At 61.7% G+C, this 18,200-nt stretch carries 18 protein-coding genes; 8 read left to right on the forward strand and 10 right to left on the reverse strand.

Going from position 1 to position 18,200, the window contains the following annotated elements; all coding sequences use genetic code 11:
• Positions 1-20: 20 nt before the first annotated feature.
• Genes KHP07_RS01340 through KHP07_RS01350 form a run of 3 tightly spaced genes read right to left on the reverse strand, consistent with a single transcriptional unit; the run spans position 21 to position 2,060 of the window.
• A complete protein-coding gene (locus KHP07_RS01340) occupies positions 21-662 on the reverse strand; it encodes a LysE family translocator (protein WP_099492518.1) in 642 nt (213 codons plus the stop codon).
• A 54-nt stretch (positions 663-716) separates the two neighbouring features.
• On the reverse strand, positions 717-1,127 hold the full coding sequence (gene fos / locus KHP07_RS01345; RefSeq protein WP_214496469.1) for a fosfomycin resistance glutathione transferase: 411 nt from the start codon (positions 1,125-1,127) through the stop codon (positions 717-719).
• Between the two features lie 15 nt (positions 1,128-1,142).
• Positions 1,143-2,060 carry a LysR family transcriptional regulator gene (locus tag KHP07_RS01350; protein ID WP_250883408.1) on the reverse strand — a complete coding sequence of 306 codons (918 nt, stop codon included), beginning with the start codon at positions 2,058-2,060 and terminating at the stop codon, positions 1,143-1,145.
• A 77-nt stretch (positions 2,061-2,137) separates the two neighbouring features.
• On the opposite strand from KHP07_RS01350, the gene KHP07_RS01355 reads away from it, so the two are divergent.
• Positions 2,138-2,626: a DMT family transporter gene (locus KHP07_RS01355; RefSeq protein WP_214496471.1), complete on the forward strand. Its 489-nt coding sequence runs from the start codon at positions 2,138-2,140 to the stop codon at positions 2,624-2,626.
• On the opposite strand, the gene KHP07_RS01360 is transcribed toward KHP07_RS01355, so the two are convergent.
• From KHP07_RS01360 to yiaY, 6 genes are all read right to left on the reverse strand, one after another.
• Positions 2,627-3,958 (reverse strand): MFS transporter, encoded by a 1,332-nt coding sequence (locus KHP07_RS01360; protein ID WP_214496472.1) that lies wholly within the window; start codon positions 3,956-3,958, stop codon positions 2,627-2,629.
• Positions 3,959-4,017: 59 nt separating this feature from the next.
• Complete coding sequence (locus tag KHP07_RS01365; protein ID WP_214496473.1) at positions 4,018-4,959, reverse strand: hydroxymethylglutaryl-CoA lyase; 942 nt, start codon at positions 4,957-4,959, stop codon at positions 4,018-4,020.
• Positions 4,956-6,149, reverse strand: a complete 1,194-nt coding sequence (locus tag KHP07_RS01370) for a CaiB/BaiF CoA transferase family protein (protein WP_099492514.1) — start codon at positions 6,147-6,149, stop codon at positions 4,956-4,958. The genes KHP07_RS01365 and KHP07_RS01370 overlap by 4 nt, the downstream gene beginning before the upstream one ends.
• Before the next feature lie 185 nt (positions 6,150-6,334).
• Positions 6,335-7,243: a LysR family transcriptional regulator gene (locus KHP07_RS01375; RefSeq protein WP_099492513.1), complete on the reverse strand. Its 909-nt coding sequence runs from the start codon at positions 7,241-7,243 to the stop codon at positions 6,335-6,337.
• Positions 7,243-7,917, reverse strand: coding sequence for an NAD(P)H-binding protein (locus KHP07_RS01380; protein ID WP_078047308.1), 675 nt, complete (start codon positions 7,915-7,917; stop codon positions 7,243-7,245). The genes KHP07_RS01375 and KHP07_RS01380 overlap by 1 nt, the downstream gene beginning before the upstream one ends.
• 92 nt (positions 7,918-8,009) lie before the next feature.
• The gene (gene yiaY, locus KHP07_RS01385; protein ID WP_078047307.1) at positions 8,010-9,158 is read right to left on the reverse strand and encodes an L-threonine dehydrogenase; all 1,149 of its coding nucleotides are present in this window, start codon (positions 9,156-9,158) and stop codon (positions 8,010-8,012) included.
• Between the two features lie 123 nt (positions 9,159-9,281).
• Here yiaY and KHP07_RS01390 point away from each other — a divergent pair, with 123 nt between their 5' ends.
• The gene (locus KHP07_RS01390; protein ID WP_099492510.1) at positions 9,282-10,298 is read left to right on the forward strand and encodes a DUF4917 family protein; all 1,017 of its coding nucleotides are present in this window, start codon (positions 9,282-9,284) and stop codon (positions 10,296-10,298) included.
• 139 nt (positions 10,299-10,437) lie between these two features.
• Here KHP07_RS01390 and KHP07_RS01395 read toward each other — a convergent pair whose 3' ends face one another.
• Entirely contained in the window at positions 10,438-10,965 is a 528-nt protein-coding gene (locus KHP07_RS01395) for a helix-turn-helix domain-containing protein (RefSeq protein WP_099492509.1), read from the reverse strand.
• A 105-nt stretch (positions 10,966-11,070) separates the two neighbouring features.
• Between KHP07_RS01395 and KHP07_RS01400 the strand changes: the two genes are divergently transcribed.
• From KHP07_RS01400 to KHP07_RS01425, 6 genes are all read left to right on the forward strand, one after another.
• Entirely contained in the window at positions 11,071-11,853 is a 783-nt protein-coding gene (locus KHP07_RS01400; protein ID WP_078047304.1) for an aldolase, read from the forward strand.
• Positions 11,854-11,881: 28 nt separating this feature from the next.
• Positions 11,882-12,754 carry a dihydrodipicolinate synthase family protein gene (locus tag KHP07_RS01405; protein WP_078047303.1) on the forward strand — a complete coding sequence of 291 codons (873 nt, stop codon included), beginning with the start codon at positions 11,882-11,884 and terminating at the stop codon, positions 12,752-12,754.
• A gap of 200 nt (positions 12,755-12,954) precedes the next feature.
• On the forward strand, positions 12,955-13,494 hold the full coding sequence (locus KHP07_RS01410; protein ID WP_078047302.1) for an RNA polymerase sigma factor: 540 nt from the start codon (positions 12,955-12,957) through the stop codon (positions 13,492-13,494).
• Positions 13,491-14,459, forward strand: a complete 969-nt coding sequence (locus KHP07_RS01415) for a FecR family protein (protein ID WP_214496474.1) — start codon at positions 13,491-13,493, stop codon at positions 14,457-14,459. The genes KHP07_RS01410 and KHP07_RS01415 overlap by 4 nt, the downstream gene beginning before the upstream one ends.
• A 128-nt stretch (positions 14,460-14,587) precedes the next feature.
• Positions 14,588-17,152: a TonB-dependent receptor gene (locus KHP07_RS01420; protein WP_214496475.1), complete on the forward strand. Its 2,565-nt coding sequence runs from the start codon at positions 14,588-14,590 to the stop codon at positions 17,150-17,152.
• A 104-nt stretch (positions 17,153-17,256) separates the two neighbouring features.
• The gene (locus KHP07_RS01425) at positions 17,257-18,156 is read left to right on the forward strand and encodes a DMT family transporter (protein ID WP_028619299.1); all 900 of its coding nucleotides are present in this window, start codon (positions 17,257-17,259) and stop codon (positions 18,154-18,156) included.
• Positions 18,157-18,200 lie beyond the last annotated feature (44 nt).

Here is an 18,200-nt window from a genome sequence, read left to right on the forward strand (position 1 = left end):
GACGAACGGTCATCATCAAATCAGGCGGGTTTGCTGCCAAACAGGCCTGGCAATGCATGCGCTAGAGCGTTGATGGCGAAACCGATAAACATCACGCCGCAGAGTCTGGTAATCAGGATTTCATGGCGTTGATACACCGTGCGCACCCGTTGGGCACCGACCACACCGATCAGGATCGCGTAGGCCAGCAGCCCGCCGACAAAGCTCAGGAAGATCAGCGACGGTAGCATCGACCAAGTCAGCAACTCGGCACGGCTGGACAGCAACGCCGTGAATGTCGCCACCGCCACCGGGTACGCCTTGGGGTTGGTCAGGCCGAACACGATGCCATGCCAGAACGGATGCCGTGCAGCCCCTTGAGGCGCATCGCTGCTGCGGCGCTGGGTTCGGATCGCGCGCCAGCCAAGCCAGAACAAATACAGGCCACTGAGCACACCAAGCACATCAAACGCACTGCTGCCCACTTCCCGCGCGCCAACGATGGCGATCAGCGCTGTCGAGCACCACACCACGTCTCCCAGCAGGTGCCCGCACAGGAACCCTGCGCCGGCACGCCGGCCACGGGCGGCGCCGATGCCGAACACGGCCAACACCCCCGGCCCCGGCGTAATACCGTAGATAAAACCTGAAGCAAGCACGGCGAGCAGCAAGGATGGGGTCATGGGCGTGACTCAGACAGAGGGTTGAACAGTGAAGGGATTCTGCACGTTCCCGTGCTACGGGTAAAACTTCATTCCGGCATAGGGATTGGCGCGACACGCTTGCAACCGCGAGGCCAGGTCGCCGACATGGGCTTCGAGCTTGTGGCCGTCCGGGTCGAGAAAATAGAACGAGGCACCTTCACTGCGGTTGTCGCGCCACTCCTGCACATCGCCCGCACGCAGGCGTGCCACCAGTGCGCTGAAATCATCTGCAGCCACTGTGAACGCGTAATGGGTGTAGTCGGCCGCCGGCTGCGCAGTGCGCAATGGATCGAGCGACAAACATAACCACAGGCCCGGCAGCGAGAGGTAGGCGCCGGCGTCCCAGGTGGCGTCAAGTTGAAGTTGCAACAGTTGATGATAGAAGCGGACGCTGCGATCCAAATCGGTGACAGCGAGGGTGAGGTGGTTGAAGCCAGAAAGCATGGTGTTGTTTTCCTGTCAGCGGTGGCCTTTGGACAATACACCCTGCACCTGCCCAATTAACCACTGCAACCCCGAATCCCCTCCCCGGCGTGCATGCCACGCCAATTCAAACGCAAACGATGGAATATGAAAGGGCGGCGGTACGGCCAGCAAGTGCTGGTGATCAATATTCAGCAAGCCACGTGTCGAGACGGTGAGGATCAGGTCGGTGCCTTGGATCAACTGCGGCGCTACGCCCCAGTGCGGCAGGCTGATTGCTACGTGTCGACGTTCACGAATCGCCGTCAGTGCCCGCTCGATTTCCGGTGTGCCGCTGCCACGCATTTCCAACAAGACATGGGGCCGTGACAGGTAGGTGGACAGATCCAATGTGCCACTTGGCGACAGGCTGTTGCGGTCCACCAAGCAGATGTAGTGCTCGTCGAACAACGGCGTAGTACGCAGTTCTGCGGGCATGTCGGGGAAGACCCCCGCCGCCAGGTCAAGGTCGCCATTGAGCACACCTTCCACCATGCCTTCACGGCTGGCCTGGATAATTTGCAGATCGATACCTGGCGCTTCACCGCGCAGCATCCGCACCAGGTCGGGTAGGAAAATCGCCGCACTGTAGTCAGACATCGCCACACGAAACCTGCGTTTGGCCGACGCCGGGTCAAAGCGATTTGGCGCCAACAGGGCCTGCACCTGCGCCAGGGCCTCAGCCAGTGGCGCGGCCAACTCCAGCGCGCGAGCCGTCGGCACCAGGCTACCGCCCTGGCGCATCAGCAGCGGGTCACCCAGCAGGTCACGCAAACGCGCCAGCGCATGGCTGACCGCCGGCTGGCTCAGGTGCAAACGCTCGGCGGCACGGGTGACGTGTTGCTCGGTGAGCAAGGCGTCGAGGATCACCAGCAGGTTGAGGTCGATGCGGCGCAGATCATTCATCAGCTGCATGCTCGGCATAAGAACTTGGAATTTAAATTTGCGCGACGAATAGCCTAGAGTCCAGCAAAACCTCTGGGAGAGTGGACATGACGACGTTGCATTGGGTGGGCCTGTTGGCGCTGGCGGTCGTCGCCGGGGCGGTGGTGCCGTTTCAAAGTGCGATCAACGCCAACCTCGGGCGCGGGCTCGGCCATCCGTTGTGGGCCACCCTGGCGTCACTGCTGGTGAGCATCATCGTGTTGCTGCCAGTGATTCTGGCCATGCGCTTGCCATTGCCAAGCCTGGCGTTTATCAGCCAGACGCCGTTGTGGATGTGGGCCGGCGGCGCGTTTGGCGTGTGCTTTATTTCCCTGGCGTTGATGCTGCTCCCCAAACTGGGCGCGTCGGGGTTTATCGCGCTGGCCATGGCCGGGCAGATTCTGGCCTCGTTGGTGCTGGATCACTTCGGCCTGTTCGGCCTGGTGGAGCGCCAACTGACAACGCCCCGTGTACTGGGGGCGTTGTTGTTGATGGGCGGGGTGGCGTTGATTCAGTTCAGCGCCACACCGGTCAGAGCGTTGGCCACCGCTGGCTGATCAGCCTTTATCGAGCGTACGCAGTTTTTGCGGCAGGCCCCACAGCAGCAGCGCCGCCGCCAACAGCGCGCACACGCCGATCACATACAGCGCCGGGGTGGTGCTGCCGGTGAGGTCCTTGATGCGTCCCACCATCACCGGGCTGACAATGCCACCGAACTGTCCGAGGGTATTGATCACCGCAATACCGCCCGCGGCGCCTGCCCCGGCGCCGGCCAGCAACTTGGGTGGCAGGGTCCAGAAGGTCGGGATCGAGGCGATGATGCCCGCGCCCAGCATGCCCAGGGCAATAATCAGAAAGGTCGTGTGGTCGGCGAAAATGCCGGCACTGAAGAAGCCCACTGCCCCCAGCACCACCAGGCCGCAGACAAACTTGCGCCGCTCGCCGGTGGCATCCGACAGCCGCCCGATCACCACCATGCTGATCGCGCCGCACACATAAGGAATCGCCGTGAGCAGGCCGATCATCACCGGGCTCTGGGTACCGGCGCTGCGGATCAATTGCGGCGCCCAGAAGTTGAGGCCGTAGGACGCCACCTGGATCAGGAAGTAGATGAAGCCGAGCATCAGGAACCCAGGAATGCGGATTGCTGACAGCAGCGAGCCCCCGTGCTGGTTCGGCTCATGCTTGGCGATGCGACTGGCCAGCAAGGTTTTCTCCGCGGGTGTCAGCCAATGGGCATCTTCGATGCGGTCCTTGAGCAGCGTCAGCACCAGGAAGCCCAGGCCGATGCACGGCAAGCCGCCGAGCAGGAACAGCCAATGCCAGCCGCGCATCTGCAAGACGCCGTCGAGGTGGTCCAGCACCAAGCCGGAGAACGGTGCGCCCACCAGGCCGGCAAAGGCCGACGCCAGGAACAGCATCGACGTGATGCGCCCACGGAAGTGCTGCGGGAACCACAACGTCAGGTAATACAGCACGCCGGGCGCAAAACCTGCCTCCATTGCGCCGATCAGGAAGCGCAGCACATAGAACTGCCATTCTGCCGTGACAAACACCATGGCCGCCGTCGCCAGCCCCCACGACATCATGATCCGCGCAATCCAGCGCCGCGCGCCGACCTTGTACAGCATCATGTTGCTTGGCACTTCGAAGATCACGTATCCCACCACGAACAACCCGGCGCCCAGGCCATAGGCGGTGTCGCTCAGGCTAAGGTCCGCTTGCAACTGGAACTTGGCAAAGCTGATGTTGATACGGTCAAAAAACGCGAACAGGTAGCACACCATGATCAGTGGCATCAGGCGCCAGGCGACCTTGCTGACCAGGGCTTTTTCGGCATCGATTTCAGCAGCCGGGCGCGCGCCGGCCTCCAACGTATTAGTGCTCATGGTTTCTCTCCAGCGGGCTGCTCACAGGCGCCCGATTGTTTTTGTTGTCTGGTGCGGTGCTACAGCGTGGCGATGTAGGCCGGCGGCGGATGCAGGTCGCCATTGCGCCCGGCCTTGGCCACCTGGCCAGGCAGTTCATGGCCCAACAGGGCAGGCAGACGGCGGGACATGTGCAGCAGGTGCGGCAGGTCGATGCCGGTGTGAATCCCGACCTCTTCGCACAGGTTGACCAAATCTTCAGTGCAGATATTGCCCGACGCCCCCGGTGCGAACGGGCAGCCGCCCAAACCGCCGAGCGCCGCGTCAAATCGACGGGCACCGGCCTCATAAGCGGCCAGCACGTTGCATAAACCCAGGCCGCGGGTGTTGTGAAAATGCAGGGTCAGGTCGCTGGCGGATACGCGCTGCAACACGCGCTTGACCAGGCGTTCCACTTGGCGTGGATTGGCCATGCCCGTGGTGTCGGCCAGGCTGACGCCCTGGATGCCCAGTTCAAGGTAAGCGTCAACGAATTGCAGCACGCGGTCTTCATCGATCTTGCCTTCAAACGGGCAACCGAACGTGGTGGCGATGCTGCCGTTGAGCCTCACAGGGTGGTCGGCGGCAACGCTGACGATCTCGCCAAACGCCGCCAACGACGCTTCACAGCGCATGCGCATATTGGCCAGGTTGTGGGTCTGGCTGGCGGACATCACCAGGTTCAGCTCATCGGCACGGGATTCGATGGCACGCAGGGCGCCCTTGAGATTGGGGATCAGTGCGACATAGATAACACCCGGCTTGCGTTGGATGCCCTGGAACACTTGCTCGCCATCACGCAATGCCGGAATGGCCTTGGGCGAGACGAACGAACCGGCTTCGATCCGTGAAAAACCGGCCAGGGAAAGCTGGTCGATCAAGGCGATCTTGTCCGCCGTTGCGACCCAGGTCGGCTCGATTTGCAGGCCGTCACGCGGGGACACTTCCTGCACGATCAGCGGGTCTGAATAGTCGGTGATCATTGCACCACTCCCGAGGTTTTCAGGCGTTGGATATCGGCGCCGGCCAGGCCCAGGCTGCCAAGAATTTCGTCGGTGTGTTGCCCCAGGGACGGGCCCTGCCAGTTCACGCCGCCAGGGGTGTCCGAGAGTTTGGGCACGATGCCGGGCATCTTCACCGACACACCGCCAGGCAACTCGGCATTGAGCAACATGTCACGCGCCTGGTAGTGCGGGTCACTGACGATATCCGCGACGGAGTAGATGCGCCCCGCCGGTACCTCTGCGGCTTCAAGCGCGCCGAGCACGTGATCGATGGGCAGGCTGCTGGTCCAGTGGGTGATCGCGGCGTCGAGCAGACCGCTTTGCGCGGCGCGCCCATCGTTGTGGGCAAACTCGGGCGCTTCGGCCAGGTCGGCGCGGCCAATGGTGTGCATCAGGCGTTTGTAGATCGGGTCGCTGTTGCCGGCGATCACCACATAGGCTCCGTCGGCTGTCAGGTAGGTGTTGGAGGGCGCAATGCCCGGCAAGGCGCCGCCGCTGCGTTCGCGCACATGGCCGAGCATGTCGTATTCCGGCACCAGGCTTTCCATCAGGTTGAACACGCTCTCGGCCAGCGACACATCGACAATCTGCCCGTCGCCCTGCCCCGTCTTGACCCGCAGCAGCGACATCAGCGCGCCGATCACACCGTGCAACGACGCCAGGGAATCCCCCAGGCTCACGCCGACCCGCGCCGGTGGCGAGTTGGGGTTGCCAGTGGTGTAGCGGATACCGCCCATGGCCTCGCCGATGGCACCAAAGCCAGGACGGTCGCGATACGGGCCGGTCTGGCCGTAACCGGAGATGCGCACCAACGTCAGCTTGGGGTTGAGAGCGTGCAGCACGTCCCAGCCGAGGCCGAGTTTTTCCAGGCCGCCGGGGCGCAGGTTTTCAATCAGCACGTCGGCGTCACCGAGCAATTGCTTGATCAGGTCCAGGCCTTCGGGCGACTTGAGATCCAGCGCCAGGGACTTTTTGTTACGCGATTGCAGGTACCACCACAGCGACGTGCCTTCGTGCAGCTTTCGCCATTTGCGAAGCGGGTCACCTTGGCCCATGGCCTCGATCTTGATCACCTCGGCGCCAAACTCGCCCATCAACCGGGCGGCGAACGGCGCGGCAATCAGGGTGCCGATCTCGATCACCTTGATACCGCTCAAAGGAGCCGTCATGGGGTGTACCTCTTATTCTTGGAATGTGACGCCAAGACTAGAGGGCAGGTGCAGGATAAATCCAACCGTCAGTTGGCAAGGAGCGTTCGCCAAACGCGAACACATTTGTACGAATCGGCTGACGGTCGATGAGTCCCTTGCGTGCTGCGGCGATTAAAGATCGCCATCGCCGGCAAGCCGGGCGCCTACAGGGGACCGCTGAGGTAGTCGAACAGCAGACGACTGACCGGGGACAACTGCGTCTTATCGCGCACCACCAGGATCAGACTACGGTCCGACCAGTCGTCCGTCAGCGGTACGGCATGCAGGCCCAGTGCGCGACCAAACAACTCGTAGGCCTTTTGTGGCAGGATCCCAATGCCCATGTTGGCCTGGACCATCCGGCACATGGCGTCGAACCCCGGCACATGAATGCGCAGGCGCAGCATCTTGCCCGCCTCGCGCGCGGCCGCATGGGTGCGCATATTGATGGAGCTGGCGGCGTGCAGGCCGACGTAATCGCTGTCGAGGGTTTCACTGAACGCCAGGGTTTCACGCTCTGCCAACGGGTGATCCGCCGGCATCAGCACCACCAGTTTGTCGCGTCGATACGTCACGCTGGGCAGGCCTTTGATGTCGGTGTCACTGGAACAAATCCCAAGGTCCGCCACGCCATCCAACACACCTTGAACCACACCTTTGCTGGGACGTTCTTCCAGGTCGGTTTTCACTTCGGGGTGCAGTTCGGAAAAGCCCCGCAGGTCTTCCGGAAGAAACTGAATAATTGCCGAAAGATTGGCCAGCATTCGCACATAGCCGCGCACACCATGGCTGTGTTCGCCCAGTTCCAGGCCCATCTTCTCGACGTTGAACAGCATCTGCCGCGCATGGTGCAGCAGGGTTTCACCGGCTGCCGTCAGGTCCATGCCCTTGGCGCGGCGCACGAACAGGCTGACGCCCAGCACCTGCTCCAGCTCCATCAAGCGCTTGCTGGCAGCCGACACTGCAATGGCCTCACGGTTGGCAGCACGGGTGAGCGTGCCTTCCTCGAACACCGCCACAAACAACTGCAGCGTGATCAGGTCCAAGCGACGCACCAGACTCTTGTGCAACATCAGCGCCGCTCGCTGGCCAGCCGATTGATCTCGGCCTGCTCCACCACCGGCTGCGGCGCACCCTGGCTGGCAGCCTGCAACATCGCCCGGCCTACGGTCTCGGTGCTCACCACCCAGCCTGGTTTCAGCCGCCGCACAAACGACAGCAATGGCCCGAGTACCGAATAAAACGACTGATACAACGGCGTCTTCGACCGCACGCCATGCAACGGCTGGATCACCCCAGGCCGAAACAGATACACCGCCTTGAACGGCAGGCGCAGCAAGGCATTCTCGGTCTTGCCCTTGACCCGCGCCCACATCGATTTACCCGCCTCGGAACTGTCCGTCCCGGCGCCTGAGACGTAGATAAAAGTCATCTGCGGATTAAGCCGCGCCAGGGTACTGGCAGCGACCAGCGTCAGGTCATAGGTGAGGTGGGTGTACTTGACTTCATTCATCCCCGCCGATGAAACACCGAGGCAAAAGAAACACGCGTCAAAGCCTTGCAACAGGTTTTCCAGAGGCTGGAAATCCAGCATATCGCCGTGCAACACCTGGTGCAGCTTGCCGTGCTCCTGGGTCAAGGGCGTGCGGCCAACGGCGACGACTTCCTGAACGTCAGCGGCCAACAGGCACTCACGCAGGACACCCTGGCCGACCATGCCGGTGGCGCCGAATAACAGAACTCTCATAGGGGGGACCTCAGCGGCAAGCCGCAAGCTTCAAGCTCAAGTTGAACGCATCCAGCTTGTAGCTTACCGCTTGCAGCTTAAGGCTGCCCCTATCAAAACGCGTTGCGAAAGATCTCCTCGATCTGCCGCTGATCCGCCCGCCGAGGGTTGGTCAGGCCGCAGGCATCTTTCAGCGCGTTGGTCGCCAGTAAAGGAATGTCCTGCAACTTGGCGCCCAGTTCGCGCAATCCGGCGGGGATTTCGACGTCGTGGGCCAGGCTGCGAATGGCGGTGATGGCGGCCTGGGCACCCTCTTCGTCGGTGATGCCCTTGATATCGGCGCCCAGCGCACGGCCCACATCGCTCAGGCGTTTGGCGCAGACGCTGGCGTTGAAGCTTTGCACATGGGGCAGCAACACTGCGTTGCACACGCCGTGGGGCAGGTCGTAGAAACCGCCCAGTTGGTGGGCCATGGCGTGCACGAAGCCCAGGGACGCATTGTTGAAGGCCATGCCGGCGAGGAACTGCGCGTAGGCCATGTTTTCCCGGGCGGCCTTGTCGCTGCCGTCGCGGACCGCCAGGCGCAGGTTCGCGCTGATCAGTTCGATGGCCTTGATGGCGCAGGCGTCGGTGATCGGATTGGCGGCGGTGGACACGTAGGCTTCGATGGCATGGGTCAACGCGTCCATGCCGGTGGCGGCTGTCAGGCCCTTGGGCATGCCGACCATCAGCGCCGGGTCGTTGACCGACAGCAGCGGCGTGACGTTGCGGTCGACGATGGCCATTTTCACGTGGCGGGTGTCGTCGGTGATGATGCAGAAGCGAGTCATCTCGCTGGCGGTGCCGGCGGTGGTGTTGATGGCCACCAGCGGCAGTTGCGGTTTGCTCGATTGGTCGACGCCTTCGTAGTCGCCGATATGCCCGCCGTTGGTGGCGCACAGGGCGATGCCCTTGGCGCAGTCATGGGGCGAACCGCCGCCCAGGGACACCACAAAATCGCAGGCGCTCTGCTGCAGTAGCGCCAGGCCGTTCTCGACGTTTTCCACGTTGGGGTTGGGCTTGGCGCCGTCGTAGATCACCGAGTCAATGTCCTGCATCGCCAGTTTCTCGGCGATCATGCTCGCGACGCCCGCCTTGGCCAGGCCGGCGTCGGTGACGATCAGTGCTTTGCGAAAGCCATAGTTGCGGATGGCGGTCATCGCTTCGTCGAGGCAGTCGGTGCCCATGATATTGACGGCGGGGATAAAAAAGGTGCTGCTCATGGCGAATCCTCAGAGGCTTTATGCCTACAGCATCAACCTGCGCCAGCCGCCGTATCTTGATCAGGATCAACGCCAACCCGTGATAAAGTCACCGTCCAGCCGATTTCGAGTAGACCCGCCGCAATGAAGGATTTCCAGGATAGTGACGCCCACCTTGAAGACTGGAGCGCCCTGCGCGCTGCCCACGACTTCAGCGGGATTCTGATCGGCAACGGCGCAAGCCGCACGATTTGGGAAGACTTCGCCTACGACTCACTGTTCGAAAACGCCCGCACCGTCGAAGAAAAGCCCCTGAGCCAATCCGAGCTCAGCGTGTTCGACGCCTTGCAAACCCGCAGCTTCGAGCAGGCGCTGGGCGCGTTGAAGACCACCAGCCGGGTCAACAAGGCCCTGGCGGTCAGCTCGGCGGCGCCGCGCAATCGTTACTACGCGATCAAGGAAGCGTTGATCAACACCATCCACGCCGTGCATATCCCGTGGCGCCTGGTGCAACCGTCGACGCTGGCGACGATCAACAGCGAGCTGGCGAACTACCCCACGGTGTTCACCACCAATTACGATTTGCTGAACTACTGGGCGATCCTGCACGCCCCCGGCATCGACGATTTGTTCCGCAGCGCCGACGCCAGCTTCGACCTGCGCAATACCCGTACCGACGCCACGCGCATCTTGTACTTGCACGGCGGCCTGCACCTGGTGCGTAACCTCGACGGTACCGCGCGCAAGTTGCCGACCACTGACAGCACCTTGCTCAGCAGTTTCGCGATCAACAACACTATCAAGACCCTGGACGACGTACCGCTGTTTGTCAGCGAGGGCAAGGTGGAAGAGAAGCTCAAGACTATCCGCAGTTCGGATTACCTGTCGTTCTGCTATGAGCAGTTGCTGAGCCATGAGGGGGCGTTGTGCCTGTTCGGGCACGAACTGGGACCGCAGGATAAACACCTGGTGGACGCGATTCGCCAAGCCAATGTGACGACGCTGGCGATCTCGGTTTCGGGGCGCAGCGATGGGTTTATTCGTCAGCAGAAGCGGCGGTATTCGGAGTTGTTTGAGGGGGCTGGGGTGGCGCTGAAGTTCTTCGCGGCGCGTACGCACCCATTGGGCAATCCAGCGCTGTCAGTGCCTGTCGAACGCTGATTTTATGGGCGACGTCGATCCAATGTGGGAGCTGGCTTGCCTGCGATACAGGCACCTCGGTCTGTCAGCTGAACCGAGGTGATGCTATCGCAGGCAAGCCAGCTCCTACATTGAGTGTGTTCGCAACACACGCGCGACATCATTCTTCCGAGCTGTGCACCACAACCAGCAATTGCGCCTGCACCGGCCCCACCGAGCGCAACCGATGAGGCTTCTGCGCATTGAAGTGCAGCGCATCGCCCCGCTCCAGGATCACGCGCTCGTTCATGAAGTCCACTTCCACCTGGCCTTCATGCACGAACAGAAACTCTTCGCCCAGGTGCTCCTTGAAGGTCTTGTCGGTGAACTCCGCCGGCGGGTAGATGATGAACGGCAGCAGGCTGCGTTCGCTGACCTGATGGGCCAGCACCGCATAACCCGGTGAGGTGTCCGGCCGCTCATGGCTGCGCACCAGGCTGTAGCTGTCGAGGCTGACGCTGTCTTCGCTGAACAACTCCTCGACCTTCACGTTCAACGCCTTGGCCAGTTTGAGCGCGGCGGCAATCGACGGCGTGTTGAGCCCGCGCTCGACCTTGGACAGGTAACTCTTGGTCATCCCGGACTTTTCGGCCAGGGCCTCCAAGGTGACGCCAAGTTTTTTTCTCAATAATTTCAAACGGATAGACATGCGCTGCGGTTAATCCATGCAGTAAGCGATGAGCTGTGCTTGCCAATGACACAAAGTGTCATATAGCATCATTAGTGTCATTTGCAGCTACCGAGGGCACCCGATATGGCCAAGACATTAGCACTCCCGAAAGACCAACTGGTCAAGCAAGCACTGACCCAGATGCAAAACACCCTGGCGGATAATACGTGGACCGACCGGCAAAAGCTGGCGTTGACTTGCCGCATCCTCTTCGAAAACGGTCACGACTCCGGCCTGGCCGGGCAGATCACCGCGCGCGGGCCGGAACAGGGCACCTATTACACGCAGCAACTGGGCCTGGGTTTTGATGAGATCACCGCCAGCAACCTGTTGCTGGTGAACGAGGATCTTGAAGTGCTGGAGGGCCATGGCATCCCCAACCCGGCCAACCGTTTCCACAGCTGGGTATACCGTGGGCGGCCGGATGTGAATTGCATCATCCACACCCACCCCACGCACATCGCCGCGCTGTCGATGCTGGAAGTGCCGCTGCAGGTGTCCCATATGGACCTCTGCCCGCTGTACGAAGACTGCGCCTTCCTGGAGGCCTGGCCGGGTGTGCCGGTGGGCAATGAAGAAGGTGAAATCATCACCACGGCACTGGGCGACAAACGCGCGATCCTGCTCTCGCACCACGGCCAGCTGTCCACCGGGGCGAGCATCGAGGAAGCCTGTGTGATCGCGCAGTTGATCGAGCGCGCGGCCAAGTTGCAGTTGCTCGCGATGGCAGCCGGCACCATCAAGCCAATCCTGCCGGAACTGGGGCGCGAGGCCCATGACTGGATCTCACGGCCCAAGCGCCATGGCGCCGCGTTCAACTACTACGCCCGGCAGAACCTGCGTCAACACGCCGATTGCCTGAACTGACTAGCCCTTTTCTGACCGGAGACTTCCCATGTCCAGCCCAACCATTCACGGCATCATCGGCTACACCATCACCCCGTTCAGCGCCGACGGCCAACGCGTTGACCTCGACGCCCTCGGCCGCTCCATCGACCGCCTGATTGACGGCGGCGTACACGCCATCGCGCCACTGGGCAGCACCGGTGAAGGTGCGTACTTGAGCGACGCCGAGTGGGATGAAGTCAGCGCCTTCAGCCTGGCGAAAATCGCCCGGCGCGTACCGACCATCGTCAGCGTCTCGGACCTGACCACCGCCAAAGCCGTGCGCCGCGCCCGTTACGCCGAGGCCAATGGCGCCGATGCGGTGATGGTGCTGCCGGCGTCCTACTGGAAACTCAGCGAAGCGGAGATCCTCGCCCACTACGCCGCGATCGGCGACAGCATCGGCGTGCCGATCATGCTCTACAACAACCCGGCCACCAGCGGCACGGACATGTCGGTGGATTTGATCCTGCGCATCCTCAAGCAGGTGGCCAACGTGACCATGGTCAAGGAAAGCACCGGGGATATCCAACGCATGCACCAGTTGCATCGCCACAGCGATGTGCCGTTCTACAACGGTTGCAACCCGCTGGCGCTGGAAGCCTTCGCGGCAGGCGCCAAGGGCTGGTGCACGGCAGCACCGAACCTGATCCCAGAGCTGAACCTGGCGTTGTATGAGGCGGTCTTGGCCAATGATCTGACCAAGGCGCGAGAGCTGTTTTACCGCCAGTTGCCCTTGCTGGAATTCATCCTCAAGGGTGGCTTGCCCGCGACGATCAAGGCCGGGCTGCGTCTGACCGGTCTGGAAGTGGGTGATCCACGTTTGCCAGTGTTCCCGTTGGGTGACGTGGGGATCGAACAACTGAAAGCACTACTGCGCTAACCCACGATCCCCTGTGGGAGCGGGCTTGCCCGCGAATGCAGTGTGCCAGCACCGGATAAATCGACTGACACACCGCTTTCGCGAGCAAGCCCGCTCCCACATTTTTTGCGGTGTACATCCGTAAAATAGAGACAAATGACAATGGTTCTCGATACCATTCACGACTTTCTCCAAGTCGTGCTTCGTCAAGAAGGATATCCATGTCTCGTCCCAAGCCCGACCCGTTGTCGGCCGATGCCTTTCGCGGGTTCTATACAGATATCCTGTATTTCCTGCGCAAACGCACGGACAACGCCAGCGACGCGGCGGACATGACCCAGGATGTCTTTACTCAGTGGCTGGACTACCGCGACCGGGCCAAGGTCGAGCAGCCACGGGCGTTTCTGTTCCAGATGGCGCGCAACCTGCTGCGTGATCACTGGCGCAAACAGAAGGTACGGCAGACCGCCCACTTTGACCCCGCCGAAATGGACGCCGAGCCGGTCACCGACGAGCAAAACGATCCCATGGCCGCCGCTCAACGCTTGCAACGCCTGGAACAGTTGAAAGAAGTCCTTGCTGAACTCTCGCCCCGCAGGCGAGAAGCCCTTATGCTGCACCGCTTCGAAGGCTTGAGCCAGGCGCAGATCGCCGAGCGCATGGGCATTTCGACCAGCATGGTGGAAAAGCACATCGCGTTTGCCCTGCTGCACTGCAAGCGACGCCTTCAACACGAACCCGGCACGGAGCAGCCAGAATGAACCGCCTGAGCGACACCGACGCCCTGGACATCGAAGACCGTGACGCCATTGATGCCCAAGCCGCCAGTTGGTTTGCCCGCAACCGCAATGACGCGGGGCGCGCCGACCGCAAGGCTTTTGCTGCCTGGCAAGCCGAGCCCGCCCATGCCCGCGCCTATGCCGAATTCGAACAACTGTGGGCAGACCTCGCCCAGTTGCAGCAACTGAACAAACCCGTGGCGCTGCCCCAGCGCAAACCGTCGGTATGGCGCCCTGCCCTGGCCGTGGCCGCCGCCCTGCTGTGCGCGGTGCTGGCCACTCATATAGGCGCGCCGCGCGAGCTTTATCACACTCAGGTAGCGGCCCATGCCAAAGGCATGCGCACCCTGGACCTGCCCGATGGCAGCACCTTATACGTGAATGCCAACACCCGCGTGCGGGTCGATTTCAGCGCGTACCAGCGCATCGTGCACCTGGACAAGGGCCAGGTGTACATCGAAGTGGCCGCCGACAAGGAGCGGCCGCTGTTCGTGCAAGCAGGCGAAGCCCGTGTGCGCGTGGTCGGCACTGGCTTCGATGTACGCCGCAGCCAGCAACAACTGGTGGTCACCGTCGCCCATGGGCAGGTCGCCTTCGAGCCGGATGCAAAAAGCCCCGTGAGCCTGTTGGGTGCACAGCAACGCGCGATCTACAGCTATGCCAAGGGCACGTTGCAGCAGCAAACCCTCACCGCTGAAGAAGTCGCCGACTGGCGCAGTGGACACTTGTCGTTTCGCAACCGCGAACTGGCCAGCCTGATCGATGAATTGAGCCTGTACCGCCCCCAGGCACCGCTGCAGGTCAGCAGCGCCGTGGCCCACCTGAAGGTCTCGGGCAATCTGGATGTGAATGATCCCGACGCCCTGCTCAACGCCTTGCCCGCCCTGTTGCCGGTAAAAACCGTGGCGTCGGCCGATGGCATCATGAGGATCGAACCGAGCAAATAATCCGACTGAATTCTTATTTGAGAATATTTTGCATTCGCAGGTGTGGATTTTTTTCCCTACCCCGTCTTCCTCCGGTCTGTACCTGATACGCACACCTTTTTGGCCATTTGGCCGCACCGGGGGATTTCATGTTTCGCGCGCCTTGCCACGCTTCGCACCTGTTTCTTCGACCGACGCTCATTGCCACTTGCCTGGCGTTCAGCCTCACTGCCCAAGCCGAGACATTCAAGCTGCCCGCCCAGGCACTGGCCACGTCCCTGAGCCAGGTGGCGCAACAGGCACAGATCCAACTGCTGTTCGACGAAGAGCTGCTCAAGAACGTGCATGCCCCTGCGCTCAATGGTGACTTCACACCAGAAGTGGCGATTCGTACCCTGCTGAAAAACGGCGAGTTCACCCTGATCAAGGTTGGCAGCACCTATGTGGTAAGACCCGAAGAGGCCAAGACCACCAATAGCGGCGTTGTTCAACTGGATGCACTGAGCGTGATCGGCACCGGTAACCAGGTCGACTCCATCTCCGTGGGCCGCTCCACCCTGAGCCAAGCGGACATCGACCGCTACCAGCCCGATAACATTCCTTCGCTGTTGCAGACCCTGCCCGGGGTATCGATGGGCGGCTCACCCAAGCCGGGCGGCCAGACCATGAACATCCGCGGCATGGGCGATGCAGAAGATGTGCCGATGACCGTGGATGGCGCGGCCAAAAGCGGTTTCGAGCGTTATCAACAAGGCACCATCTTCATTGAGCCCGAGTTGATCAAAAGCATTGAGGTGGAGAAAGGCCCTTACTCGCCATTTACCGGTAACGGCGGTTTTGGCGGCACGGTCAACATGATCACCAAGGACGCACCCGACCTGCTCAAGAACGGGCAAAATGCCGGGGCGATGGTCAAATACGGCTACGCCAGCAACACCCACGAGCAGGTCTACACCGGCGCCGTGTATGGCCGCACCGACGACGGCCGCATGGATGGCCTGGTCTACCTGACCAAGCGCGACGGCGACGACCTCAAGCTGGCCGACACTCCGCCCGACCCGCGCAACCAATACCCGATCAACCCCAAACGCTTGCCCAACAGCGCGCAGGATGTCGAAGGCCAACTGTTCAAGTTCAACGCGTATTTCACCGACGAACACAGCATGGGCCTGTCTTACTCACGCGCCCAAAGCCAACGTATGACGCCGTTCTCGGCAAAGTCCTATCCATCACCCCCGACACAATCGGCCATCGACCGCTACGGCTACGCCACGGCCGTATCACGCTTCTTGGCCGACCGCGACACGGTGGACACCACCTGGTCGAGCAAGTACGAATACCACCCACTGAACAACCCGCTGATCGACCTGAAGCTGAGCTACTCGGAGTCCAATACCGACCAGACCGATGAGCGCGCCGAGAATGCCGTCATTAGCCTGGCTACCGGTGGACGCAAGATGGATACCTCCTACAAAGACCGCATCCTCGAACTGCGCAATACCAGCCTGCTGACCACCGGCGCGTTGGAACACGCGGTGACCACGGGCGTGCAGATCCGCAAGCACAAGCGTGAAACCGAAAGCTGGATGCCGGGTGCAACCTACAACACCGCCAGATACAACTATGGACACTTCCAGCCGTATTTCATGCCCCACGGCAAGGTCGATAGCAACGCGTTCTACATCCAGGACGCGATTACCCTGGGCGACGTGACCATCACGCCGTCCCTGCGTTACGACCACGTGCGCAACCGCGGCGAAGCCAACGATGCGCCGTACTACAGCAACCCGGACCCAAAAGTGGGCCACGACTACAGCGACCGTACCTACACCGGTTGGTCGCCACGCCTCGCTGCGTTCTGGAACGTGACCCCGGATGTGGCGTTCTTCGCCAGTTGGAACCGCACGTGGCGTGCGCCGGTGATCGATGAACAGTACGAAGTCCAGGGCGCTATCAGCACCCGCAGCGCCACCAGCCTGAACCTCGACCCTGAGCGCATTACGGCGATTACCGCGGGCAACGTCACCAACTTCTCGGGGCTCTTCACCCGTGAAGACAACTTGCAGTTACGCACCACGTTGTTTCACAACCGCATCGAAGACGAAATCATGAAGGCCACCGGCATTGGCTGCGAACGGCAACTGACAGTACCGGGCAGTATCGATTCGGTATGCAGTGACGCGGCATCCAGGACCAACTATCGCAATGTGGGTGGCATGACCATCAAGGGCTTCGAGCTGGAAAGCTACTACGACTCGACCTACCTGTTCGGTTCCCTGACTTACTCCTGGGCCACAGGCAAGCGCGACAACCCCTACACCAATCCCTGGGCGACCAACCTGCACGTATGGGCGCGGGATATCCCACCGGCAAAATGGGTGGTGGTGCTGGGTACCAAGATCCCGAGCTGGGACGCGCAGGTGGGCTGGCAGGGCCAGTTCGTACGCAAGACCGATCGCGTGCCCACCGATGTTTACGCGGGCGGTTTGAACTCCAGCATCGGCGACTTTATCTACGACCAGACGGAAAACGCCAGCTACGACACACAAGGCCTGTTCGCCAATTGGAAACCCCAGCAGGCCGGTCTCAAGGGCACCGAGATCAACTTCACCGTCGACAACCTCTTCAACCGCTTCTACCAACCTGCACTCAGCGGTGAAGGTGTCTACAGCCAAGGCCGCAACGCCAAGATCAGCATCACGCGCTTCTTCTGAAAAATCTGTACGGATAAATCCGCACCCAGCTGTAGGCCCGCAATCGGCGGGGGATGTGGCTAGATGGGCTTCCCTTGAAGCCCTCTAGATTTCGGTTCTTCCCCATGAGCTCGCGCGAAAACACCGGTATGGCCCTCGGCCTGCTGGGCGTCGTCATCTTCAGCCTGACCCTGCCCTTCACCCGTATCGTGGTGCAGGAAATCCACCCGTTGCTGAACGGCCTGGGCCGTGCGCTGTTCGCGGCGATTCCGGCAGCGGCGCTGTTACTGTGGCGCCGCGAGCGCTGGCCCACCTGGCGCCAGGTGCGCGGGCTGTGCCTGGTGATCGCGGGGGTGATTCTCGGCTTCCCGGTGCTGTCGGCCTGGGCCATGCAAACGTTGCCGGCGTCCCATGGCGCGCTGGTCAACGGCCTGCAACCGCTGTGCGTGGCGCTGTATGCGGCGTGGCTGTCCCATGAGCGGCCGTCAAAAGCCTTCTGGGCCTGCGCGGCGCTGGGCAGTGCGTTGGTGTTGAGCTATGCGCTGATCACCGGGGCCGGCAGCATCCAGGCAGGTGACTTGCTAATGCTGGGTGCGATTGCCGTCGGCGGCCTGGGCTATGCCGAAGGGGGTCGCCTGGCCAAGGAAATGGGCGGCTGGCAGGTGATCTGCTGGGCGTTGGTGCTGTCAACGCCGGTGCTGATCGGCCCGGTGTGGTACCTGGCGGCGCAGCATCAGGGCGCGGTGTCGATGCGTGCGTGGTGGGCGTTTGGCTATGTGTCGCTGTTCTCGCAGTTCCTGGGCTTCTTTGCCTGGTACGCCGGGTTGGCCATGGGCGGGATCGCGCGGGTCAGCCAGATCCAGCTGTTGCAGATCTTCTTCACCATCGCGTTTTCGGCGTTGTTCTTTGGTGAACACATCGAGCCGATCACCTGGCTGTTTGCGTGTGGGGTGATCGTGACGGTGATGCTGGGGCGCAAGACGACGGTGCAGCCAGCCCCCATCATCAAGGCTGGCTCAGTCTGATGTGGGAGCTGGCTTGCCTGCGATGGCGGTGGTGACTGACACAC

It is taken from the genome of Pseudomonas sp. VS40 (assembly GCF_018587885.1).
Taxonomy (GTDB): Bacteria; Pseudomonadota; Gammaproteobacteria; order Pseudomonadales; family Pseudomonadaceae; genus Aquipseudomonas; species Aquipseudomonas pergaminensis.